The 20,401-nt window shown below is 70.2% G+C and carries 17 protein-coding genes; 4 read left to right on the forward strand and 13 right to left on the reverse strand.

The window, feature by feature from the left end; genetic code table 11:
- Positions 1-34 precede the first annotated feature (34 nt).
- The 3 genes from ACZ4VA_RS05995 to ACZ4VA_RS06005 form a co-directional block, all read right to left on the reverse strand.
- Complete coding sequence (locus ACZ4VA_RS05995) at positions 35-883, reverse strand: carbohydrate ABC transporter permease (RefSeq protein WP_355787334.1); 849 nt, start codon at positions 881-883, stop codon at positions 35-37.
- Positions 880-1,857 (reverse strand): carbohydrate ABC transporter permease, encoded by a 978-nt coding sequence (locus ACZ4VA_RS06000; RefSeq protein ID WP_356240801.1) that lies wholly within the window; start codon positions 1,855-1,857, stop codon positions 880-882. The genes ACZ4VA_RS05995 and ACZ4VA_RS06000 overlap by 4 nt, the downstream gene beginning before the upstream one ends.
- A gap of 102 nt (positions 1,858-1,959) precedes the next feature.
- Complete coding sequence (locus tag ACZ4VA_RS06005; RefSeq protein WP_356167757.1) at positions 1,960-3,279, reverse strand: ABC transporter substrate-binding protein; 1,320 nt, start codon at positions 3,277-3,279, stop codon at positions 1,960-1,962.
- 269 nt (positions 3,280-3,548) lie between these two features.
- On the opposite strand from ACZ4VA_RS06005, the gene ACZ4VA_RS06010 reads away from it, so the two are divergent.
- Both ACZ4VA_RS06010 and ACZ4VA_RS06015 read left to right on the forward strand, forming a co-directional pair.
- On the forward strand, positions 3,549-5,951 hold the full coding sequence (locus ACZ4VA_RS06010) for a glycoside hydrolase family 2 protein (protein WP_468080045.1): 2,403 nt from the start codon (positions 3,549-3,551) through the stop codon (positions 5,949-5,951).
- Positions 5,948-6,985, forward strand: a complete 1,038-nt coding sequence (locus tag ACZ4VA_RS06015) for a LacI family DNA-binding transcriptional regulator (protein ID WP_468080047.1) — start codon at positions 5,948-5,950, stop codon at positions 6,983-6,985. Before ACZ4VA_RS06010 ends, ACZ4VA_RS06015 begins: the two co-directional genes overlap by 4 nt.
- 59 nt (positions 6,986-7,044) lie before the next feature.
- Here the strand turns inward: ACZ4VA_RS06015 and ACZ4VA_RS06020 are convergent, their stop codons facing one another.
- From ACZ4VA_RS06020 to ACZ4VA_RS06030, 3 genes are all read right to left on the reverse strand, one after another.
- Positions 7,045-8,382: a cellulase family glycosylhydrolase gene (locus ACZ4VA_RS06020; protein ID WP_452921434.1), complete on the reverse strand. Its 1,338-nt coding sequence runs from the start codon at positions 8,380-8,382 to the stop codon at positions 7,045-7,047.
- Between the two features lie 555 nt (positions 8,383-8,937).
- Entirely contained in the window at positions 8,938-9,315 is a 378-nt protein-coding gene (locus ACZ4VA_RS06025) for a VOC family protein (protein ID WP_468080050.1), read from the reverse strand.
- 80 nt (positions 9,316-9,395) lie between these two features.
- Positions 9,396-10,031 carry a DJ-1/PfpI family protein gene (locus ACZ4VA_RS06030; RefSeq protein ID WP_356167897.1) on the reverse strand — a complete coding sequence of 212 codons (636 nt, stop codon included), beginning with the start codon at positions 10,029-10,031 and terminating at the stop codon, positions 9,396-9,398.
- 419 nt (positions 10,032-10,450) lie between these two features.
- Here ACZ4VA_RS06030 and ACZ4VA_RS06035 point away from each other — a divergent pair, with 419 nt between their 5' ends.
- Positions 10,451-11,035 carry a DinB family protein gene (locus ACZ4VA_RS06035; protein WP_355794112.1) on the forward strand — a complete coding sequence of 195 codons (585 nt, stop codon included), beginning with the start codon at positions 10,451-10,453 and terminating at the stop codon, positions 11,033-11,035.
- 254 nt (positions 11,036-11,289) lie between these two features.
- On the opposite strand, the gene ACZ4VA_RS06040 is transcribed toward ACZ4VA_RS06035, so the two are convergent.
- From ACZ4VA_RS06040 to ACZ4VA_RS06050, 3 genes are all read right to left on the reverse strand, one after another.
- Complete coding sequence (locus tag ACZ4VA_RS06040) at positions 11,290-12,225, reverse strand: GNAT family N-acetyltransferase (protein WP_356167772.1); 936 nt, start codon at positions 12,223-12,225, stop codon at positions 11,290-11,292.
- A 180-nt stretch (positions 12,226-12,405) separates the two neighbouring features.
- Entirely contained in the window at positions 12,406-14,220 is a 1,815-nt protein-coding gene (locus ACZ4VA_RS06045; protein ID WP_468080053.1) for a glycoside hydrolase family 15 protein, read from the reverse strand.
- 177 nt (positions 14,221-14,397) lie between these two features.
- Entirely contained in the window at positions 14,398-16,116 is a 1,719-nt protein-coding gene (locus ACZ4VA_RS06050; protein ID WP_452921442.1) for a sensor histidine kinase, read from the reverse strand.
- 322 nt (positions 16,117-16,438) lie between these two features.
- Here ACZ4VA_RS06050 and ACZ4VA_RS06055 point away from each other — a divergent pair, with 322 nt between their 5' ends.
- Positions 16,439-17,119 carry a CBS domain-containing protein gene (locus ACZ4VA_RS06055; protein ID WP_468080055.1) on the forward strand — a complete coding sequence of 227 codons (681 nt, stop codon included), beginning with the start codon at positions 16,439-16,441 and terminating at the stop codon, positions 17,117-17,119.
- 214 nt (positions 17,120-17,333) lie between these two features.
- Here ACZ4VA_RS06055 and ACZ4VA_RS06060 read toward each other — a convergent pair whose 3' ends face one another.
- From ACZ4VA_RS06060 to ACZ4VA_RS06075, 4 genes are all read right to left on the reverse strand, one after another.
- Positions 17,334-17,774, reverse strand: coding sequence for a pyridoxamine 5'-phosphate oxidase family protein (locus ACZ4VA_RS06060; RefSeq protein WP_468080325.1), 441 nt, complete (start codon positions 17,772-17,774; stop codon positions 17,334-17,336).
- A gap of 115 nt (positions 17,775-17,889) precedes the next feature.
- Entirely contained in the window at positions 17,890-18,564 is a 675-nt protein-coding gene (locus tag ACZ4VA_RS06065; protein ID WP_468080057.1) for a pyridoxamine 5'-phosphate oxidase family protein, read from the reverse strand.
- 19 nt (positions 18,565-18,583) lie between these two features.
- Positions 18,584-19,654 carry an alcohol dehydrogenase catalytic domain-containing protein gene (locus ACZ4VA_RS06070; RefSeq protein ID WP_468080327.1) on the reverse strand — a complete coding sequence of 357 codons (1,071 nt, stop codon included), beginning with the start codon at positions 19,652-19,654 and terminating at the stop codon, positions 18,584-18,586.
- Positions 19,655-19,871: 217 nt separating this feature from the next.
- Positions 19,872-20,369 (reverse strand): flavodoxin domain-containing protein, encoded by a 498-nt coding sequence (locus ACZ4VA_RS06075; RefSeq protein WP_355794585.1) that lies wholly within the window; start codon positions 20,367-20,369, stop codon positions 19,872-19,874.
- Positions 20,370-20,401 lie beyond the last annotated feature (32 nt).

Raw genomic sequence — 20,401 nt, forward strand, 5'->3', positions numbered from 1 at the left:
CTCCGCGGTGGATGCGTCGCGGAGCCGCGTGGTGTCACTTCGTCGCCCCCCGCGCGAAGCCGTTGTAGATGTAGCGCTGGAGGAAGAGGAAGACGAGCAGGGTCGGGGCGATCACCAGGATGGTGCCGGCCGAGATGTTCTCCCAGTGTGCTCCGAAGGGGCCTTTGAAGCGGAAGAGGGCCGTCGAGATGGTGCCCAGGTCCTCGGACGGCATGTAGAGGAACGGGATGTAGAAGTCGTTGTAGACGGTGATGCCCTTGATGATCACGACCGTGGCGACGGCCGGCTTCAGCAGCGGCAGGATGATCTTCCAGTAGATCGTGAAGGAGCCGGCTCCGTCGAGCCGCGCCGCCTCGTCGAGCGAGACGGGTATGCCGCGGATGAACTGCAAGAAGATGTAGATCGAGATGATGTCCGTGCCCATGTACAGCAGGATCGGTGCCCAGAGGCTGTTGAACAGGCCGAAGCTGTTGACCACTTGGAACGTGGCGACCTGCGTGGTGACTCCGGGGACCAGCGTCGCGATCAGGAAGAGCGCCATCACCGGCTTCTTCGCCCGGAACGCGAAGCGGTCGACGGCGTACGCGGTCATCGAACCGATGAGGACCGTCCCGGTGATCGAGAAGAGCAGGATGAACGCCGTGTTCCCGAAGGCCGACAGCATCTTGCCGTCGGTGAACGCCGTCGTGTAGTTGCCGAAGTTGAGCCAGTCCCCCGGCAGGGACAGGGCCCCTCCGTCGGTGACCTCCTTCGACGTCTTGAGGGAGGTCAGGAAGACGACGACGAGCGGCACCATGATGATCAGCGAAGCGACGATCAGTGACAGGTACGTCAGCGCCGGTGCGATGCGGCGACGGGGCCGGGTGTGCGGGGCCGTGGTCATACGAGGTCAACCTTCTCGTCGGGCACGAGGCGGCGCTGGATCCAGGTGATCAGCAGGATGATCAGGAGCAGGACGACGGCGGCGGCCGACGCCAGGCCCGTCTTGTTGAACTGGAAGGCGAGCTTGACCGTCTGGATCACGAAGGTCGACGTACCGGTCGCGCCGCCGGTCATGATGTACGGAATCTCGAAGACCGAAAGTGATCCCGAGATCGCGAGGATGACGCTGAGACCGAGCACCGGCCTGATGCCGGGCGCGATGAGATGGCGGAACTGCTGCCACCTTGTGGCTCCGTCGAGTTGGGCCGCCTCGTACAGCTCCGCAGGGATCGACTGGATCGCGCCCAGGAACAGGACGAAGTTGAGTCCTGTGTAGCGCCACACGGACACGCCGGCCAGCGAAGTGTTGGCCGACTCCGGGTCGCCCAGCCACGCGTGGTCGGAACCGGCGCCGAACCAGGACAGTACCGAGTCCAGCGTGCCGCCGTCCTGGAAGAAGTACAGGAAGACGAACCCGATGGCGACGCCGTTGATCAGGTACGGGAAGAACAGAATCCCCTTGAAGAGGTTCCGGAAACGCAGGTCGAAGCTGAGGACGGTGGCGAAGTACAGGGCGACCACGATCTGCACGGCGGAGGCCGCGAGGTAGTAGAAGCTGACGAAGAACACCCGGAACAGTTCCGGCCTGGTGAAGATCTGCCGGTAGTTGTCGAAGCCCGTGACGTTGCGGTCAGGGCTCACTCCGTCCCAGTCGGTGAAGCTGTAAAAGATCATGTTGCCCACGGGCACGTAGGTGAACGTGACCAGCAGGACCAGGGGGACCGCGAGGAAGAACCACGGGGTGAGGCGGCGCAGCAGGGGCGTGCTTCGCGGTCCGCCGCCGAGCCCCGCACGGCGGCGCGGGCGCGGCGTCCGGCGGGATGGGGTGGCGGTGCGCGGCACCTTGGCCGGTGCCGTTCCTGTCGTCTCGGTCATGTCGGGCCTTTCGTCGTCCGCTGATCTGCGACGGGCGGTCGGCCCCCGCCCGCTGGTCCGGTCGAGGGCCGTACCGCGTGAGGGTCAGGGGTCGGCCGACGGTCAGGAACCCGCGGACTCGGCCGCCTCGTTCCACCTCTTGTCGAGATCCGCGAAGAAGTCGTCGAGGTTGCCCTTCTGCGCGCCGCGCGCGGTGTCCACGAGCTTCTGCCGGTAGTCCGGCTTGGTGAGGCCGATCTCGGCCGCGTTGTCTATGGAGTTGACGTCACCGGTCTTCGCCTCGGATCGCTCCAGGAAGGTGACATCGTTGTCAACAAAGTCCTTGAGTGTGCTCGGCATTGCGGCTGACTTCAGGGCGGGGACCGCGCCTTCCTTGGCCGAGAAGCCGGACTTCTCCGTGAACCAGTCGATCCAGGCCCTTGCGGCGACCTTCTCGTCGGAGTGGACGTTCACGGCCTGCTGGTAGTCGGAGGCAAGCACCGCGCAGTACGTTCCGTCCTTCTGTGCCGGGAAGGGCATGAAGCCGATGTCGTCCGGGTCGGTGCCAGCCTTCTCCGCCGCGTCGCGCATCTGTGTGATGGCCCAGGATCCCAGGTGCATGGTGGCGACCTTGCCTTGGGCGATCATGCCCTTGGACGACTCCCAGTTGGTGGTGCTGGGGTCCTTCTCGGACAGGTCACCCTCGACGATGTCGTAGAGGAGCGAGTCGATCGTGCTCAGCTCGCCGCCGCGCTTCCACGGGGAGACCGGACCGGCGAGCTTGTCGTTGGCCTCGGCGTCACAGGTGACGGAGCCGATGTCGTTGCTCCACGCGGTCAGCGGCCAGCCGTCCTTGAAGTTGGTGTAATACGGCACGGCGTCCGTCCTGGACTTGATCGCCTTCAGGTCGGCGACGAACTCCCCGGGGGTGGTCGGCCACTTGGCGATACCAGCCTTCTTCCATACGGCCTTGTTGTAGAGGAAGCCGTTGGCGGTGCCGAAGGTCGTGACACCGTAGACCTTGCCGTCGACCTCGGTCTTGTCGCTGAAGCGGTACTTGGACGCCAGTTCCTTCGCGGAGCCCAGCGGGGCGAAGAACTTGGGGTAGTCGTTCTTGGCGATGACGGCCGGGATCATCAGGACGTCGCCGTAGTCCTCGGTGTTCATCCGGATCTTGACCTCACCCTCGTAGTCGGTGAGGGCCTCGAACTTGACCTTCACCTCGGGGTAGATCTTGTTGAACTCGGCCGCGTACCTGGCCATCGTCCCGTCCTGGACGAGGTCGGTGCGGTGCGTCAGGACCTTGATGGTGCCCGAGGCGTCTGCGGGGTCGGCGGGTGCCTTCGCCTCCTCGCCGGAGGCCGCGCCCTGGCCACTGCAGCCGGCGACGGTCAGCATCGTGAGCGCCAGAAGCGCTCCCGTGAGCGTCTGCTTGTTCCCCATGTGCCCAGCTCCTTCAGGTGTGCGGCTCAGCTCTGCGGGTGGGATGTCGGCACTATGTCAGCTCGGGGTTAACCGGTAAAGCTAGGATTTCCAGCACGATGCCCAATCGTTACCGGAGTGGACGACTGGTGGACAACTACGTGCGGGAACTGCGGACTTGACTACCGCTCGGAGAACTAGACCGGTTTATGGACAGAGTCTGATCTGCGGGTTAGGTTGTCGGCCGTTGTCCGTCCCACCGGCCGGAGTCAGGCGATTGGAGCCGCACCATGAAGGACGTCACGCAGCTCACCGAGGGCTGGAGCCTGCGCCACGGCGAGGAGCTGCTGGAGGCCGCGGTGCCCGGCTGCGTCCACACCGACCTGCTGGCCGCCGGAGCCATCCCCGACCCGCTCATCGGCCTCAACGAGACGGGCCTCGCCTGGGTGGGCCGCCGTGCCTGGACCTACGTCCGCCCCCTTGCACACGACAGCGCGCACGAGCGCACGGACCTGGTGTTCGACGGCCTCGACACGGCCGCCTCCATCACCCTCGACGGCCGCCCCGTCGGCACGACCCGCAACATGCACCGCCGCTACCGCTTCGACGTCACGGGCCGCACCGGCGATCTGCAGGTCCGCTTCGCCTCCGCCTACGACGAGGCCGCCGCCGTACGTGCCCTCACCGGTGAACGGCCCAACGTCTATCCCGAACCGTCGCAGTACATACGCAAGATGGCCTGCAACTTCGGCTGGGACTGGGGCCCCACCCTGGTGACGGCCGGTATCTGGCGGCCCGTCCGCCTGGAGCACTGGTCCACCGCCCGCATCGACCGGGTCCGCCCCCTGGTGACCCTGGATCACGGCACCGGCCGCGTCGAGGTGCACCTGGAACTCGAACGCACCGCCAAGGGGCAGGGGCGCCCCCTGCACGTCGAGGCCCGGATCGCCGGCGCCCGTGCCGAGGCCGTCCTCATGGGCGACGAGGCGGTACTGCGTCTGGAGGTGCCCGAACCACGCCGGTGGTGGCCCCGCGGCTACGGCGAACAGCCCCTCTACGAGCTCCACTTGACCGTGAGCGACGACGCGGGGCGCCCTCTCGACACCTGGCGGCGTCGTATCGGCTTCCGCACGGTCGAGCTCGACCGCTCGGCCGACGAGCACGGCACCGGCTTCACTCTCGTCGTCAACGGCGTACGGGTCTTCGCCCGCGGGGTCAACTGGATCCCCGACGACGCCTTCCCCTCCCGGATCACCGCCGAGCGCTACCGAACCCGGCTCACCCAGGCCGCCGAGGCCAACGTCGACCTGGTACGGGTGTGGGGCGGCGGGATCTACGAGGACGACGCCTTCTACGACGCCTGCGACGAACTGGGCCTGATGGTCTGGCAGGACTTCCTCTTCGCCTGCTCCGCCTACCCCGAGGAACAGCCCCTGCGCGGCGAGATCGAGGCCGAAGCCCGCGACAACGTTGTCCGGCTGATGCCGCACCCCTCACTGGTGCTGTGGAACGGCAACAACGAGAACCTCTGGGGGTTCCGCGACTGGGACTGGGAGGGCAGCCTCGCTGGCGACTCCTGGGGCGAGGGCTACTATCTGGGCCTGCTCCCCCGCATCGTCGCCGAACTGGATCCGACCCGCCCCTACGCCGCCGGCAGCCCCTGGTCCGGCTCCTGGGACCACCACCCCAACGACCCCGCCCACGGCACCCATCACTCGTGGGAGGTCTGGAACCGACAGGACTACGCCGCGTACCGGGCGAGCGTGCCCCGGTTCGTCGCGGAGTTCGGCTGGCAGGCGCCCCCGGCCCTGGCCACCCTTCGACGCGCCCTGCCCGGCGAGCGACTCGCGCCCGACTCCCCCGGCATGCTCCACCACCAGAAGGCGGAGGACGGCAACGGCAAGCTCGACCGCGGCCTCGCCCGCCATTTCCCGCTGCCCGAGGACGACTTCGACCGCTGGCACTACCTGACCCAGCTGGTGCAGGCGCGGGCGGTCGCGGCGGGTGTCGAACACTGGCGCTCACACTGGCCCCGGTGCGCCGGCACGGTCGTATGGCAGCTCAACGACTGCTGGCCGGTGACCTCCTGGGCCGCCGTCGACGGCGACGGTCGCGTGAAGCCGCTCTACCACGAGCTGCGCCGGGTGTACGCCGACCGCCTGCTGACCGTGCAGCCCGACGGTGACGCTCTCGTGCTCGCCGGCGTCAACCAGTCCGCCACCCCGTGGCGCACGGCGGTGACCCTGCGGCGCTGCGCGGCGGACGGCAGCCTGATCCGGGAGAGCGTCTTGGAGGTGACGGCCGCACCCCGCTCGGTCGTCCGGCTCCCCGTGCCCGACGGCCTCGCCCCGGGCGAGCGGTCCGCGAAGGAGTTCCTGGTCGCCGACGCGGACGGGCTGCGCGCACTCCACTTCCCCGTCCCGGACAAGGACTTCGCCTACCCCCGCCCGGCGTACGACGTCGAGGTGAAGCCGGTGGACGGGCAGGAGGATAGAGTCGACATCGTGGTCACCGCCCGTACCCTCGTCCGAGATCTGCTGCTCCAGCCCGACCGGATCGCTCCGGCCGCCCACTGCGACCGCGGCCCCCAGACCCTGCTGCCCGGCGAGCAGACGCGCCTGCGGGTCACCGGCTGCGGCCCGGTCGACGTGCAGGACGTGAGGGCCGCCCTGTACTGCGTGGACGCCGCATGAGCGGCGCGCCGGAGCGCGTCACCATCAAAGACGTCGCCGCGCGGGCAGGAGTGTCCAAAGGTGCGGTGTCACTGGCGTTCAACCACAAGCCCGGCGTCTCCCCGGCCACCCGCGAGCGCATCTTCGAAGCGGCCCGCGAGCTGGGCTGGGCACCCAGCGCCACGGCGCGCAACCTGTCCAACCAGCGCGTGGACATCGTGGGCCTGGCCCTGTGCCGGCCCGCCCGGCTGCTCGGCCTCGAACCGTTCTACATGGACTTCATCTCCGGCATCGAGAGCATCCTGGTGGAGCGGCCCTGCTCGCTGCTGCTGCGGCTGGTGCGCGACCTCGACGAGGAGATCGCCCTCTACAAGGCCTGGTGGGGCGGGCGGATGATCGCCGGGGCGATCCTGGTGGACTTCCGGGAGGACGACCCCCGGCTGCCGTCCCTCCAGGGCACGGGCCTGCCCGCCGTCGCGGTGGGCCACCCCTCGCTGACCGGCCCCTTCCCGGCCGTGTGGACCGACGACGCCTCCGCCGTGGCCGAGGCCGTGCGCTACCTGGCCGCGCTCGGCCACCGCAGGATCGCCCGCGTCGGCGGTCCCGCGACCCTCGGCCACAGCGCCATCCGAGCACGTGCCTTCACGTCCACGACGCGTGAGCTCGGGCTGGAGGAGGCGAAGCAGATCGCGACGGGCTTCGACGAGAAGGAGGGCGCCCGCGCCACTCGCTCGCTGCTCCTCGCCCCCGACCGGCCGACCGCCATCGTCTACGACAACGACATCATGGCGGTCGCGGGCGCGGGCGTCGCCGCCGAGATGGGCTTCACCGTCCCCGACGACCTGTCCCTCATCGCCTGGGACGACTCCCAGCTGTGCCGGATCACCCATCCGACACTCTCCGCGATGAGCCACGACGTACACCACTTCGGCGCCGAGGTGGCACGCGTCCTCTTCGACGTCATCGACGGTACGCACACGGGCGCGCACCAGGCCCCGACGCCCACGTTGACCCCCAGGGGCTCCACCGCCCGGGCTCCCGGGACCGGTTCGTAGCCGGGAACACTCGCAGGGCCGCACTCCCAAGGAATGCGGCCCTGTATCCGTGTCGTGCCTCAACTACCGGCGCAGGCAACGCCGTTGAGCGTGAAGGCCGCGGGGACGCCGTTGGTTCCGGTGGAGGAGCCGTTGAAGCCGAAGGTCACGGTCCCCCCTGCAGGAATGGTCTCCGTCCAGGACTCGTTGACGACCCGTACCTGGCTGCCGTCCTGCGTCGCCTTCGCGTTCCAGACGGAGTTGACCCTCTGCTGCCCGGGGAGGGCGAAGTCGAGCCGCCAGCCCTTCACCGCGGTGGTGCCGGTGTTGCGTACGGTCACGTCCGCGTTGAACCAGTTGCCCCAGTCGCCGAGCCGGTAGCCGACCGCGCAACTCCCGTCGGCCGAGCCGTCGTCCGGGTCCGCGGCGAAGACACTGGCCTCGCGTGCGGTCTGCTTGATGCCGTCGGCGCCCTCGAAGAGACGCCGGCCCCAGGCGGTGAGCCGGGAGGCGTCGAAGTCCGCTGCCAGATCGAGGTACTCGACCCCGCCGCCGTTGCCGCTCCACGACCAGCCCAGGTAGCCGACTCCCAGGCGCCGGGCGGCGGCCATGACGGCGTCCTCATCGGGATTACCGTCCGAGTGCGCATCGCCGAACTCGCCTACCACGATGGGAAGATGCTGCGAGGTAAACCGGTTCAGATAGTCGTTCACCTCGGTGGCGGTGTCGAAGACTCCATACATGTGGATCGAGAAGACGGTGTTGCGCTCGGGATCGGCGGTGAACACCTTCCCGGCGTTGTCCCGCATGGTGAACGACCAGTCCTGACCCCAGTTGGGGGCATCCACCATGAGCGTGTGGCCGAATCCGGCAGCCCGCATACGCGCGATGGCGGTCTGCGTGTCCGAAGTCCACGCCGAGTAGCCGGAATTGCCGTGCGGTTCGTTGCCCAGGTTCAGGATGACGTATTTCTCCTGGCCCTTCAGGACGTCCTGGATGCTCAGCCAGTAGTCGACCGCCCGGGACAGCGAGACCGCCCCGGCCTGCTCCCCGTACCCGGTGGTGTCGTGCGCCTCCAGGACGCAGATCAGCCGGCTCCGCCTGCACCCGCTGATCACCGCGGCCACGTCGGAGGCGTCGTTCCTGGTCCAGCGGTCCCCCGTCGCGAGGACCACCCGCACCGAGTTGGCCCCGAGCGCCTTGATGTCCTTGAGGGCCTGCGACGTCCTGGTGGGGTACCAGGTGTGGGCGTGGTTCACGCCGCGCAGGACGAAGTCCTGTCCGTTCGCGTCCAGCAGACGGCCGTCGCTGACGTGGAACCCCGGTTCCGCCTGCGCCTGCGCGACGGTCGGCGCGGCCATTGGCGAGACCGCCATGGCCAGTAACGCTCCCGCGACGGTGGCCAGTCTTCTTCTCATTGCTGCTCCCAAGGTGATCGCTCGTGTGGACCGCGCCCGACACGCGTTTCGGTCGTACGGCACTGACATTCAGCGCAGGGCTGTCCGTACGGTTCGCCCGGCCGGCCCCGGGCGGGGGCACGGACGTGTCGGCCCTTCGCACACCCGGGCCGGGTCGGCGACAGGGAGTACGCGGACCTGGATGAGGTCCCGCTGCCCGGGTGTCCGGCGTGCGGCTCACACCGGACAGCGGGACGGCGCGTCACCGCTGAAGACCGCCACTTGTTTCCCGAACCGGTGATACGGGAGTGATGGCGGATGTCTTCGACCAGCGGCTGGGAGAGAGGCTAGGAGGAGACTTCCGCCAGGGCAACCGCCTGAGCCAAACCGGTTAAGTTTAGTAGGAGTTGAGTTCCGGGATGGAATGCCTGAGCAACGCGCAGCGCGGTTTTTCAGCCGGACACACACCGAACCGCACGGCACCTCGCATGGAGACCTGGGGGGGGCGACTGCGCTGGTCTCGTCCGTGGAGGGGTGAGACCATCACCGCCGCGGGCCCCTCAGGCTCAATGCCCCTCAGACGACGTCGAATTCGTTGTCCTCGGGGTCCTGCATCGCGGCGGCACAGAACCCCTCGTCCGGCTCGTCCCTGATCCGCAGCACCGAGGCACCGGCTTCGACCAGCCGTTCCACCGTGGCGTTGACCCGCTGGACGCGGACGTCCAAGGCGACGTCACGGCCCCCGTCGGCCTTCAGGTCGAAGCACGACCGTGTCGCTGACCCGGTCTCGCCGTGACCGATTCTGCCGTCCTCCACCGGTACCCGAGCGATCTCCTCACCGCCGAACGCGGCGGTGACGAAGTCGAGCGTCCCTCCGGTGTCGACCGTGACCGCCCACGGCGCGACGCTGGTGCAACCCTCTGGTACGGCCTGACCCGTCGGCGCGACGCTCATCTTCTCGTTTCCTTCGCAGCCCCGCGTGACATGAGGAGCAGTCCCTCGGCAGACGCGGAGCAACGCCTGTGTGCCGGGCCCTACTGAAGGATGAACCGGCTTCCGGCACGGAGCTTCTCCACGAGCCCGGCCGGGGCCTTCTCGGGTGACCCGGCGTCGTACGGCGGCTGGGGGTCGTACTCGGTCGCCAGTTGGACGGTCTGCGCGTGGTCGTCGCCGGCCACCTTGCCGACCAGGGTGAGGCCCATGTCGATCCCGGCGGAGACGCCTGCCGCGGTGAGGAACTTGCCGTCCGTGACGACGCGTTGGCCGGTCGGTTCGACCCCGAACGCGGCCAGGGTGTCGAGCGCCAGCCAGTGCGAGGTGGCCCGGCGTCCTCGGAGGAGCCCGGCCGCCGCGAGCAGCAGGGAGCCCGTGCAGACCGATGTCGTCCAGGTGCTGGTGCGGTCGGCGGTGCGCAGCCAGTCGAGCAGCGCCTCGTTCTCCATCTGGGCGGACTGGCCGGGTCCGCCGGGCACGACGACGATCTCGGGCGCCGCCACTTCCTCAAGTCGCTTCTCCGCGACGAGCACCAGGTCGCCCCGGTCGTTGCGTACGGGGCCCGGCTGCTCGGCCACGAAGACGGTGTCGGCGCCGGGGATACGGCAGAGCATCTCGTAGGGTCCCACCGCGTCCAGGGCGGTGAAGCGTTCGAAGAGGACGATCGCGATCTGCACTGTGTGCCCTTCCATGGCCGGCTTCAGCGGTCGCGTCCGCCGGGACATCGTGGGCCGAAGTCCCGGCGACGCGGGCCGCTGCGTCATGGTGTCCATCCTTGGCGGCCACCGCGATGGCCGCAACGACGGATACCCCACCCTTCCGGCCATCGCCGGCACAGGCCCCCCGCTCCCGTAAGGCGGGCCTATGGGCTTACTGGCTCCAGCAAGAGCTGTTGATCACGTGACTGTCGGCCCGCCGCGGCTGTCGCCGCTTGCGCATCCGCTGGGAACAGCACGACGGCATCCACGAAGCCTTCCTCCTCGGCCTCGCCGTCTCCCTGATCACTCACGGGCACGTCCAACGCAGCTCTGCCGGCCGTTGCGGACCACGTGCCGGATCTGGAGACCACGAGCAGCCCATGGCAGGCTCATGCCGCATGATCGATGAATTCGCGAAAGACAATCTGCACGGGAGACTGCGGCGGGACCGCCAGGCGCTGCTTTGGAAACTCGACGGCTTGTCCGAATACGACGCCCGCCGACCTTTGACAGCGACCGGGACCAACCTTCTCGGCCTGGTCAAACACGTGGCCACCGTCGAGGCCAGGTACTTCGGCGAGGTCTTCTACCGCCCTTCCCCGGAACCGCTGTCCCCGTGGCAGGACTCCGACGGCAGCGATCAGTGGGCGACCGAGGACGAGACTCGCGATCAGATCATCGGGTTCTACCAGCGCACGTGGGAACACTCGGACGCGACGATCAACGGGCTTCCCCTCGACGCCTCCGGACACGTGCCCTGGTGGCCGGAGCCTCACTCCAGAACGAACCTGTTCGCTGTTATGACCCATGTCCTCAGCGAGACCGTCCGGCATGCCGGTCACGCCGACATCCTGCGCGAAGGCCTCGACGGCCGGACCGGACTGCGCGCCGAACACGAGCAGCGGATCGACGAGGATGCCCGTGCAGCCCACCGCGCGAAGATCGAGCAGGCCGCCCGGTCGGCCGCGCCGATCAAGGCTTAGAGGATGCCTCACATGGCGAGTTTCGCGAGCCGCTTGCAGCAGGCCAGGGCTGCGGCAAGGCCGAAGAAGGCAAGGAAGTGGCTTCCCTCTCGTCCACTGGAGCCGTACCACCGGCCTGCGGACGGGAGTTGAACCTCGGCAGCAACGGAACGGTCAGCTCCCACAGTTCGTCCGGCACGAGCCGACGCGACAGATCAGCACCCACGATCCGGCATCATGCCGCATCAACGAACGACCACGTGAGACATCCGCGCTCACCGGGCCGGCGGTTCGAGGACGAGCCGGATCTCCGTCGTCTCGTAGCCCGCGCGCTCGAACGCGGCGGCCATCGGCGTGTTGACCGTGTCCGTCGTGGCGGTGATGCGGTCGGCGCCCTCGCCGGCGTGGAACCGGGTGATCTCGGCGAGGATCTCGTCGATCAGGCCCTGTCCGCGCAGCTCTGGGACCACGCCCAGGTACCCGACGTTGCGGTGGTAGGGGGTCGCCGAGGGGATGGCCAGGCCCGCCAGGGTGCCGTCCGGCAGTTCGGCGAGGCGCCACCAGGAGCGCTCGCCGGGGCAGTCACGGTAGAACTCGATGTCCTCGCGGGCCAGTTGCTCGGCGTCCATCGACCGGAGTTCGTTCCGCGTGTGCAGATCCAGGCTCCCCGCCGAGAGCCGGACGAACGCGTCCAGGAACTCCTCGTCCGTACCGTCCCGGAAGACGAGCTTCCCCGCGGGCTCGTGGACCCCGGCGGCCGGGGTCCACTCGAAGCGCAGACGCTCGATCTCGTTGCTCAGGCCGGCTTCGGCCGCCGCTTCCCTGCGCCAATCCACCGCCTCGACCAGGGCCGGGCTGTCCCGCCAGTCGGCGGGCAGGGAGACGTTGTAGACGGGCAGCGCCCCGAAGGCGGCGTGGCCGGCGGCGAGCAGTCCGGAGGCGAAGGCGACCGGGTCGGCCACACCGGCACGCACCTGGAGGCAGTCGAGCGCGATCGGCCGCGTGCTGTCGGCACGGCCCCACCACAGGGCGCGCGCCAGGATCTCCCCGCGCTCGTCCTCGGCGAACCAGATCCATTCGGGACGGAACTGGTTGCTCGCAAGCTCTTCACGGATCCTCTCCGCGGCCAGGGCGAGTATGGGCCCGTCGGCCGCGTAGGCGGTGGCGCGGTCGAGGTCTGCGGGGTCTGCCGTGGCGGCGCGGAAGAGCATCCGCACATGATCACACCCGGGGTCAGGAGGGACCACGTCTTTTCGGTGGCACCACCGGCTCCGCCTCTCCGGTCCGAACCGTTCCGCAGGAGGAGCCCGGACCGCGATACACGTACGGCTCTCGCCGGACAGAGATCCTGACGTGTCTCTTGGCCGCCGAGTATGCCTCCCTGAGCGGTGTCAGGCGTCGAAGAGCGTGGCCTGGTGGATGGCCCACGCGGCGTTGACGAGGCCGATGTGGCTGAAGGCCTGGGGGAAGTTGCCGAGCAGTTCCCCGCCGACCGGGTCGACCTCCTCGGACATCAGCCCGAGATCGTTGGCGCAGCCCGCCGCGCGCTCGAAGAGGTCGCGCGCCGCTTCGACGTCTCCGGCGAGGGCGAGGGCCTGGGCCAGCCAGAAGGTGCAGAGCAGGAAGGCGCCTTCGCCGCCGGGAAGACCGTCGTCCGGGGGCAGATAGCGGTGGACGAGCCCGTCCGGGCCGGTGAGTCGTTCCCGGACGGCGTCGATGGTGGCGCGCATCCGGGGTGCGTCGGCGGCGAGGAACCCGACGATGGGCATCGTCAGCACGGACGCGTCCAGGACGTCGGAGCCGAAGCTCTGCGTGTAGGCGCCCGCCGTGTCGCTCCAGCCGTGCTGTTCGATCGCCGTGCGGATCTCGTCCCGGGCCCGCGACCATTCGGCGACCCGTTCGCCTGCGTCGAGTTCGTCGGCCAGGCGAATCGCGCGGTCGACGGCGACCCAGCACATGAGCTTGGAGTACACGAAGTGCCGCGGCTCGCCGCGGATTTCCCAGATGCCCTGGTCGGGTGACTGCCAGTGGGTGACAGCGGCGTCGGCGCAGCCCGCGAGGAACGCCTTGGTCGGGGCGTCGAGATCGCCGAGGTACCGGCGCAACCGGTGGGCGGCGGACAGGAGTTCGCCGTAGACGTCCAACTGGTGCTGCTGCCAGGCGTCGTTGCCGACGCGGACCGGACGACTGTCACGCCAGCCGGGCAGATGCGGCAACTGGCGCTCACTGAGGTCGCGTTCGCCTCGGATGCCGAACATGATCTGCATCGGCGCGGGCCTGCTGGGATCACTCGCGGCGGCGTGCGCCATCCAACGGAAGAACGCCTCGGCCTCGTCCGGACAGGCCGCGACCCACAGGGCGTCCAGGGTGAAGGAGGCGTCCCGGACCCAGGCGAAGCGGTAGTCCCAGTTGCGTACGCCGCCGACCGATTCCGGCAGTGAGGTGGTCGGCGCGGCGATGATCGCCCCGGTCGGCTGGAAGGTGAGCCCCTGCAGGACGAGGCCGCTCAGCTGGACGAGTCGCGCCCAGGGACCCTCGTACGTCTGGTGGAGTTCCGACCAGGAGCACCAGCCGCGGACGGTGTCGCGCAGGTGCGTGTGGATGTCCTCCTGGGTCCACAGCTCGGGGCCGCCGCCCGCGCGCACCTGGTGCAGCGCGAACGCCACGCTCTCACCGGCGCGCATCGCGTGCCGGCCGCGGGCCATGTCGGAGATCCGCAGAGGCACCGGGCTGCACAGGCCGAGCGTGTCGGGGCCTCCTCGGCAGTGCAGTCCGCCCTCCTGCGCGATGAGCAGCGGGCGGACCACTCCGTACTCGGGTCTCGGCGCGAACTCGATGTCGATCTCCACCTCGCCCTCGACGCACTCCACCACGCGCAGGAGGGCGTGCGGCGCGTCGCGGCCGAGGTCGTGGCCGCGCTGGTCGAGTCCGGAGGCGAGGGCGTCCGTGACCGTGAGCAGTCCCCCGTCGGTGCGGAACTCCGTGCGCAGTACCAGAGTGCGGTCCAGGTACTCCCGCCGTGAGGTGTGCGGGCCGGCCGGGCGGATCGACCAGTGCCCCGCCTCGGGGCCGAGCAGGCGCCCCAGGACGGACCGGGAATCGAAGTGCGGGAGACACAGCCAGTCGACCGAACCGTCACGGCTGACCAGCGCGGCGGTCTGGCAGTCGGAGAGCAGCGCGTAGTCGGCGATCGGGCGGTCGCTCATGCCGGTCACTCCACCAGTGTGCGGTGTGCGAGGCCATCGGGCAGCTCGCACGGCCGGCGGCGCGGGGGCCGGGACGGCCCGCGGAGAGGCGTGCGTCCCGCGGGCCTGGCGGACGCCGTGCGTGGCGTACTGCCCGCACCGCGGCCGACGGGTGGCCCACGAATGTCGGCCCGCGGTCTACGGCCTGCTCAGCGGTACCCGCCAGGTGATCGCGGTGCCGCCGCCCTCCGGTACGTCCAGGTCCATGCCGCCGCCAGACTGTTCGGCGCGCTCGGCCATGTTGCGCAGCCCGCTCCGACGGCCCCCGGCCGGGACGCCCACGCCGTTGTCCGTGACCGTCAGCCGTACCTCCCGCCCGTCCGTGGCCAGGACCACCTCGGTCCGGCTCGCACGGGCGTGCCGGGCGATGTTGGTCAAGGCCTCGGAGAGAACGGCCACCACGTGCTCGGCGGTCTCCCTGGGCACGTCGGTGTCCAGCAGGCCCTCCATGCGCACGCTGGGGGCGAAGCCCAGGACCGGCGCCGCCTCGCCGACGATGCGCACGGCACGGGCCCGCAGGCCGGCTTCCCGTGAACCGTCACGGCTCCGCAGGCCGAAGATCGTCGACCTGATGATCTTGATGGTCTCGTCGAGGTCGTCCACCGCGCGCGCCACGCGTTCGGAGGCCTGAGGGTGCTCGATGAAGCGGCCCGCGCTCTGCAGGGTCATACCGGTGGCGAAGAGGCGCTGGATCGCGAGATCGTGCAGGTCGCGGGCGATGCGGTCACGGTCTTCGAGGACCGCGACCTGCTCGGCGGCCTGACGGCGTTCCGCCAGTTCCATCGCGACGGCCGCCTGGGCGGCGAAGCCCTTCAGGGTCTCCGTCTCCGTCTGCGTGAACGCCGGTCCGCCGTCCTCGCGCGCCAGCAGCACCACGCCGCGCGCGCCCGCCTCGCCGGTGCCGATGGGTACGGCGACCGCGGGTCCCAGTCCGCCGAAGCGCGGCGGGTCCGGGCAGATCCGGTCGTCCTGGGTGACGTCCGCGGTGGAGACGGGGGCCGCTGCTGAGAACGCCAGTCCCATCAGGCTCCGGTCCATGGGCAGGACGAGTCCGCGGTGCGCGTCGGCGTCCATCCCCACCGCGATCTCGACCGCGAGCGAACCGGTGTCCTCCATGGGCAGCGCGACCGCCGCCAGAGCAGACTGCGTGATCTCCCCCGCCCGCTCCGCGATCAGGCCGAGGACCTCGGCGGGAGTTCCCCCCGACATCAGGCTGTGTGCGATGTCCGCGTTCGCCTGCAGCCAGCGCTCGCGCAGCCGGGACTCGGCGTACAGCCGGGCGTTGTCGATGGCGACGCCGGCGGCCACGGCCAGCGTGAGCGTGACCGAGACGTCCTCCTCGTCGAACTGGGCACCGCCGTGCTTCTCGGTCAGGTACAGGTTGCCGAAGATCTGGTCGCGCACGCGGATCGGGACGCCGAGGAAGGTGTTCATCGGGGGGTGGTGCGGCGGGAAGCCGTACGAGGACGGGTGTTCGCTGATCTTCGCCAGGCGCAGCGGCTCGGGGTGGCTGATCAGCTCGCCCAGGATGCCGTGGCCCTCGGGGAAGGGGCCGATCTTCGCGATCTGCTCGTCGCTCACCCCGATGGTGTGGAACGCGGAGAGGCCTTTGCCGTCCGGGCCGATCACGCCGAGGGCCGCGTACTCCGCGTCGACGAGGACCGCCGCGGCCTCCACGATGCTGTGCAGGGCCTGCTCCAGGTCCAGTTCACGGCCTACCGACAGCACCGCCTCCAGGAGGCTGTGCACCCGGTCACGGGTGCCGCGAGCCGCGTCCAGCCGTGCCTGCAACTCCTCGAGCAGCTCGTCCAGCCGCAGGTGGGGCAGGCGTACGCGGACGTCCTCGGGGCTTCCCACGTGTGCTCCTCAGGTCGCACGGACATCCATACCGATCATGTGGCCACGTTAGTACTCGGAGCCGAGGACGCGGTAGCGGGTCGGGGCCGATTCCCCGTTCGCGGCCGGGACCCGTCGCCCGCCCGCGAGAGGCCGCCGCCGGGACCATGTGCCCCTTCCGTCCCTGCCGTCCGTCCGGCGGACCGTGGGCGGGTCGGTCCCCCTCGCGGGACGCTCGGCACCTGCCGCCGCCACCGTGGGCGGGGAAGGCTGAGGTCGTACGCCGGGCCGCCGTCCCCAGAGGCCGCCCGGCCGGACCGCAGGCGGAAGGGATGTGGGTGCCATGGCCCGCACGGTCGGTGAGGTGATGACCCGCGACGTCGTCGAGGCACGCCGGGACACCTCGTTCAAGGACGTCGTGCGGTTGCTGGAACGGCACCGGATCAGCGGGCTGCCCGTGGTCGATCACGACGACAAGGTCGTGGGAGTGATCTCGGGCACGGATCTGGTCCGCCACCAGGCGGCCCGGCCCGGCGGGCTCCGGGTCATGCGGTTCGGGCGGCGCCGCCCGTCCGACGGTTTCGCCCGTCTCGGCACATCGCGGGGGCGCGCCGTCGCCGCGGCGGAGCTGATGTCCACGCCCGCCGTCACCGTGCATCCGGAGCAGCGGATCGCGGACGCCGCGCGCGTGATGGAGCGCCACGGCGTGGAGCGCCTGCCGGTGGTGGACGAGGAGGACCGGCTGATCGGCATCGCCACCCGGCGGGATCTGCTGCGGGTCTTCCTGCGCACGGACGGCGAGATCTGCCGGGACGTGCGCGAGGAGGTGGTGAGCCGTGTCCTCGGGCTGCCCGCGAGCGGTGTGGCCGTCTCCGTCCGGGACGGGACGGTCACGCTGCGGGGCACCGTCCGGGACCCCGGCGACATCCCTCTCGCCCTCCGGCACACCTATCGCGTGGACGGCGTGATCGGCGTCGTCAACAGCCTGACCGTCGCCGCCGACGGCGCCCGCGCTGCCGAGTAGCCCGAGGCGATTCCGGAGTGGCCGCGAGGTTGCCCGTGGGCGGAGGACACCAGGGACGTCCGGCCCGGCCACAGGGGGCCGAACGGCACCTGTGGGAACGGCGTGACATGAGGGACAGTGGTATCAGGAGCGGCACCGATCCCCCGCGGTGCCGCTCCGTTCACGTCGCGGCGCACCCATCCGTCCCCCGAAGTGCCGTACCGCCGAAGGGCGTTCAGGAGGGGAAGCGCACCCCGTACAGCGTGCGTCCGCCGACGACCTCGCGTCCGGTGACCAGCTCGGGATCGATGCGTACGAACACCTCCTCGGGCGCGGGCACCCAGGAACGCGGCCCGGTGGCGAGGAGCCTGGCGTGCTCGGCCGGGTCGGCCACCACGGCCGCCGCTCCCGTGACCACGACACTCCAGCCGGAGTGTGCGACCCCGTCGAAGGCGTCGGCCTCGAAGGCGACCACCGCCCGGTCGATCGCGCCGACCAGATCCGAGGAAGCGGACGTGCGGACCAGCACCGCGCCGTCGCGGTCGAGGCAGAAGTTGACCGGGAGTACGGCGGGCAGCGCGTGCCGGGTGTACACGATGCGCCCCACGGGCACGGTGGCCAGTAGACGCAGGCACTCCTGCGTTCCCAGTTCGCGAAATCCGTCGATGGCGTCCATCTGCTCTCTCTCGTCTCTCACCCCGCCCGGCGCTACGGCACGTCTCATGGTCGAAGGGCGAACCGGCCCCGCACCAGGGACCATCGGTCCCTGGTTTCCGGCGGGAGGGCCCGGCTCAGGTCTCGATCCGGCGTCCCGTGACGGCGTACGGTTCGATGCGCAGCCACAGATCGCGGCGTCCGCCGGCCCAGGGCGTGCTGTAGGACTGCCGGGCGAGCCCGGCCGCCTCCTGCGGATCGGTGACACCGCGCGCGTGGCCGCGGACGAGGACGCTCCAGCCCTCGCTGAACGCGTCGTCGATGCGGTCGACCTCGAAGGCGACAGGGCTGCCGGACGCCAGGGCGGGTGTCGCGTCGTACGCGGTACGGAAGGCGATCGTGCCGTCCACGACCGTGTAGTTGACGGGGAGGATCGTCGGCCCCTGAGCTGTCTGGAGGGCGAGTCTTCCGACACCGTGGGTGGACAGCAGGTCACCGCACTCGGTCCTGCTCAGTTCCGTGAACCGCGGGGTCCGGCCCGCCTGTCCGGGACCAGGTGGCCGGTCGGTGTCGCCTCCGGTGAGGGCCGGCACGGTGGTCTCCAGGGCCCCCGCGAGCGCGAGGAGCGTGCCCGCGCCCGGGGCGGCACCTGCGTGCTGCTCCAGGTGTGCGAGATAGGCGGCGGCCATGCCCGCTCGCGCGGCCGTCTCCTCCTGTGTCAGCCCGAGTTGGTCGCGGCGTGCGGCGACCCGTCGGCCCAGGTCGCTCGAGGGCCGGCGCTGGGCCGCGTCGGTCTGTGTCCGTTCGGTCATGGCTCTTCACGTCCTCGTGTCAGGTCGCCCGGACGGCGATCTCCTCATGCGGCTGCCCGCCGAGCACCACCTTGAGGGCGCCGGTGTCGGCCGCGCGGGCGAAGACGTCGTACGCCTCATCCATGCGGTCCAGCGGGAAGGTGTGGGTGACCAGCTGGGCGGTCGGCAGGCGGCCGGCGGCGGCCATCCGCAGCAGGGTGGGCGTGGAACTGGTGTCCACCAGGCCGGTCGTGATGGTCACGTTCTTGATCCACAGGTCTTCCAGGTGCAGCGTCGCGGGCTTGCCATGGACGCCGACGTTGGCCACGTGGCCGCCGGGCCGGACCATGCGCGTGCACAACTCGAAGCTCTCGGGCACGCCGACCGCCTCGATGGCCACGTCGGCGCCGAGACCGTCGGTCAGATCGGCGACCAGCTGCTCGGGATCCTCGCTCACTTCGGCGACGGCATGGGCTCCCAGCCGCTTCGCCGCCTCCAGCCTGGAGGCGGCGATGTCGACGGCGACGATCCGCTCGGGCGCGAACAGTTGCGCAGTGGCGATCGCCGCGAGGCCGACGGGTCCGGCCCCGACGACCACGACGGTGTCTCCGGGGCCCACCCGCCCGTTGAGGACACCCACCTCGTAGGCGGTCGGGAAGATGTCCGCCAGCAGCACGGCGTCCTTGCTCTCGATGGCGCCGGGCAGGGCGTGCACGGACAGATCGGCGTGGGGGACGCGGACGTACTCGGCCTGGGTGCCGTCGATCAGATGGCCGAGGATCCAGCCTCCTCCGCCCCGGCACTGGCCGTAGCCGCCCTCGCGGCAGAAGCGGCAGCGCCCGCAGGCGGTGATGCAGGAGACCAGTACGCGGTCGCCCGGGCGTACGGTCCGGACGTCGCCGCCGACCTCCATGATCTCGCCGACGGCCTCGTGGCCCAGCACCGTGCCCGGCCGCACCTCCGGCACATCTCCCTTGAGGATGTGCAGGTCCGTGCCGCAGATGGTGACGCTGTCGACCCGCACGATGGCGTCGGTCGGTTCCTTGACGGCCGGGTCGGGGACCTCCTCCCAGGCGGATCGCCCGGGCCCGTGGAAGACGTAGCCCTTCATGGTGTCGCTCACCGTCCTCTGTCCGCGTGCCGGTACCGCTTCTCACAACCAGTCTGTCCAGTCGCCGCCTGTTCCGCTTGGGCCGTCCGGCCCTGCGCCCGTGCCGGGTGGTCCCCCGGCACATCGCGCCACCGTGGCGTGCGCGTTCGGGGTCAGCCGTCCGCGCCGGCCGCCCGTTCTCGCCCGGTGCCGGAGCCGACGCATTGCCGACTTCCTCCTACTCGACCGTCAGGGCGTCGGCGACACCGCCCGCCCACGCCTCGATCGCGGCGAAGTCCCGGTAGTCGCCGCCCTTTCCGGAGCGGAGGATCATGCCGGCCACCCGCCCTTTGGCGCCCTCTCGGAGGCATCCGCCGAAGGTGACGTGCCCCCGGGCGTCCAGTCGGGTCATGGCCCGCTGCACACCGGGCACGGGCGGTACCGTCCGCTCGGACGCCGAGGGATCGAGCGGACCGCTGCTGAAGAACCACACCGGCCGCTTCCCGAGTTCGTCGCGGTGCCGGCGCACGAAACGCCGCGCGTCCTTGTGCCACCGCCCCGCGTACAGTCCGCCGCCCACGACCACCGCGTCGTAGGGTTCGACGCTCGGCACGGAGGCGGCGGGCAGTGCCTCGGCCGTCAGGCCGTTCTTGTTCAGTACCTCGGCGACGGCGTCCGCGATCTCCGCGGTCGCCCCGTTCGTCGTTCCGTAGGCCACCAGTACGTTGCCGGACATGGTGTCCGCCTCCTTTCTGACAGTCGCCGCAG

Source organism: Streptomyces sp. NPDC028308, assembly GCF_055565855.1.

Bases quoted from the DNA above. Each gene is read 5' to 3' on its own strand.
- ACZ4VA_RS05995 (WP_355787334.1), bottom strand. From the start codon at position 883: ATGACCACGGCCCCGCACACCCGGCCCCGTCGCCGCATCGCACCGGCG.
- ACZ4VA_RS06000 (WP_356240801.1), bottom strand. From the start codon at position 1,857: ATGACCGAGACGACAGGAACGGCACCGGCCAAGGTGCCGCGCACCGCC.
- ACZ4VA_RS06005 (WP_356167757.1), bottom strand. From the start codon at position 3,279: ATGGGGAACAAGCAGACGCTCACGGGAGCGCTTCTGGCGCTCACGATG.
- ACZ4VA_RS06010 (WP_468080045.1), top strand. From the start codon at position 3,549: ATGAAGGACGTCACGCAGCTCACCGAGGGCTGGAGCCTGCGCCACGGC.
- ACZ4VA_RS06015 (WP_468080047.1), top strand. From the start codon at position 5,948: ATGAGCGGCGCGCCGGAGCGCGTCACCATCAAAGACGTCGCCGCGCGG.
- ACZ4VA_RS06020 (WP_452921434.1), bottom strand. From the start codon at position 8,382: ATGAGAAGAAGACTGGCCACCGTCGCGGGAGCGTTACTGGCCATGGCG.
- ACZ4VA_RS06025 (WP_468080050.1), bottom strand. From the start codon at position 9,315: ATGAGCGTCGCGCCGACGGGTCAGGCCGTACCAGAGGGTTGCACCAGC.
- ACZ4VA_RS06035 (WP_355794112.1), top strand. From the start codon at position 10,451: ATGATCGATGAATTCGCGAAAGACAATCTGCACGGGAGACTGCGGCGG.
- ACZ4VA_RS06040 (WP_356167772.1), bottom strand. From the start codon at position 12,225: ATGCTCTTCCGCGCCGCCACGGCAGACCCCGCAGACCTCGACCGCGCC.
- ACZ4VA_RS06045 (WP_468080053.1), bottom strand. From the start codon at position 14,220: ATGAGCGACCGCCCGATCGCCGACTACGCGCTGCTCTCCGACTGCCAG.
- ACZ4VA_RS06055 (WP_468080055.1), top strand. From the start codon at position 16,439: ATGGCCCGCACGGTCGGTGAGGTGATGACCCGCGACGTCGTCGAGGCA.
- ACZ4VA_RS06060 (WP_468080325.1), bottom strand. From the start codon at position 17,774: ATGGACGCCATCGACGGATTTCGCGAACTGGGAACGCAGGAGTGCCTG.
- ACZ4VA_RS06065 (WP_468080057.1), bottom strand. From the start codon at position 18,564: ATGACCGAACGGACACAGACCGACGCGGCCCAGCGCCGGCCCTCGAGC.
- ACZ4VA_RS06070 (WP_468080327.1), bottom strand. From the start codon at position 19,654: ATGAAGGGCTACGTCTTCCACGGGCCCGGGCGATCCGCCTGGGAGGAG.
- ACZ4VA_RS06075 (WP_355794585.1), bottom strand. From the start codon at position 20,369: ATGTCCGGCAACGTACTGGTGGCCTACGGAACGACGAACGGGGCGACC.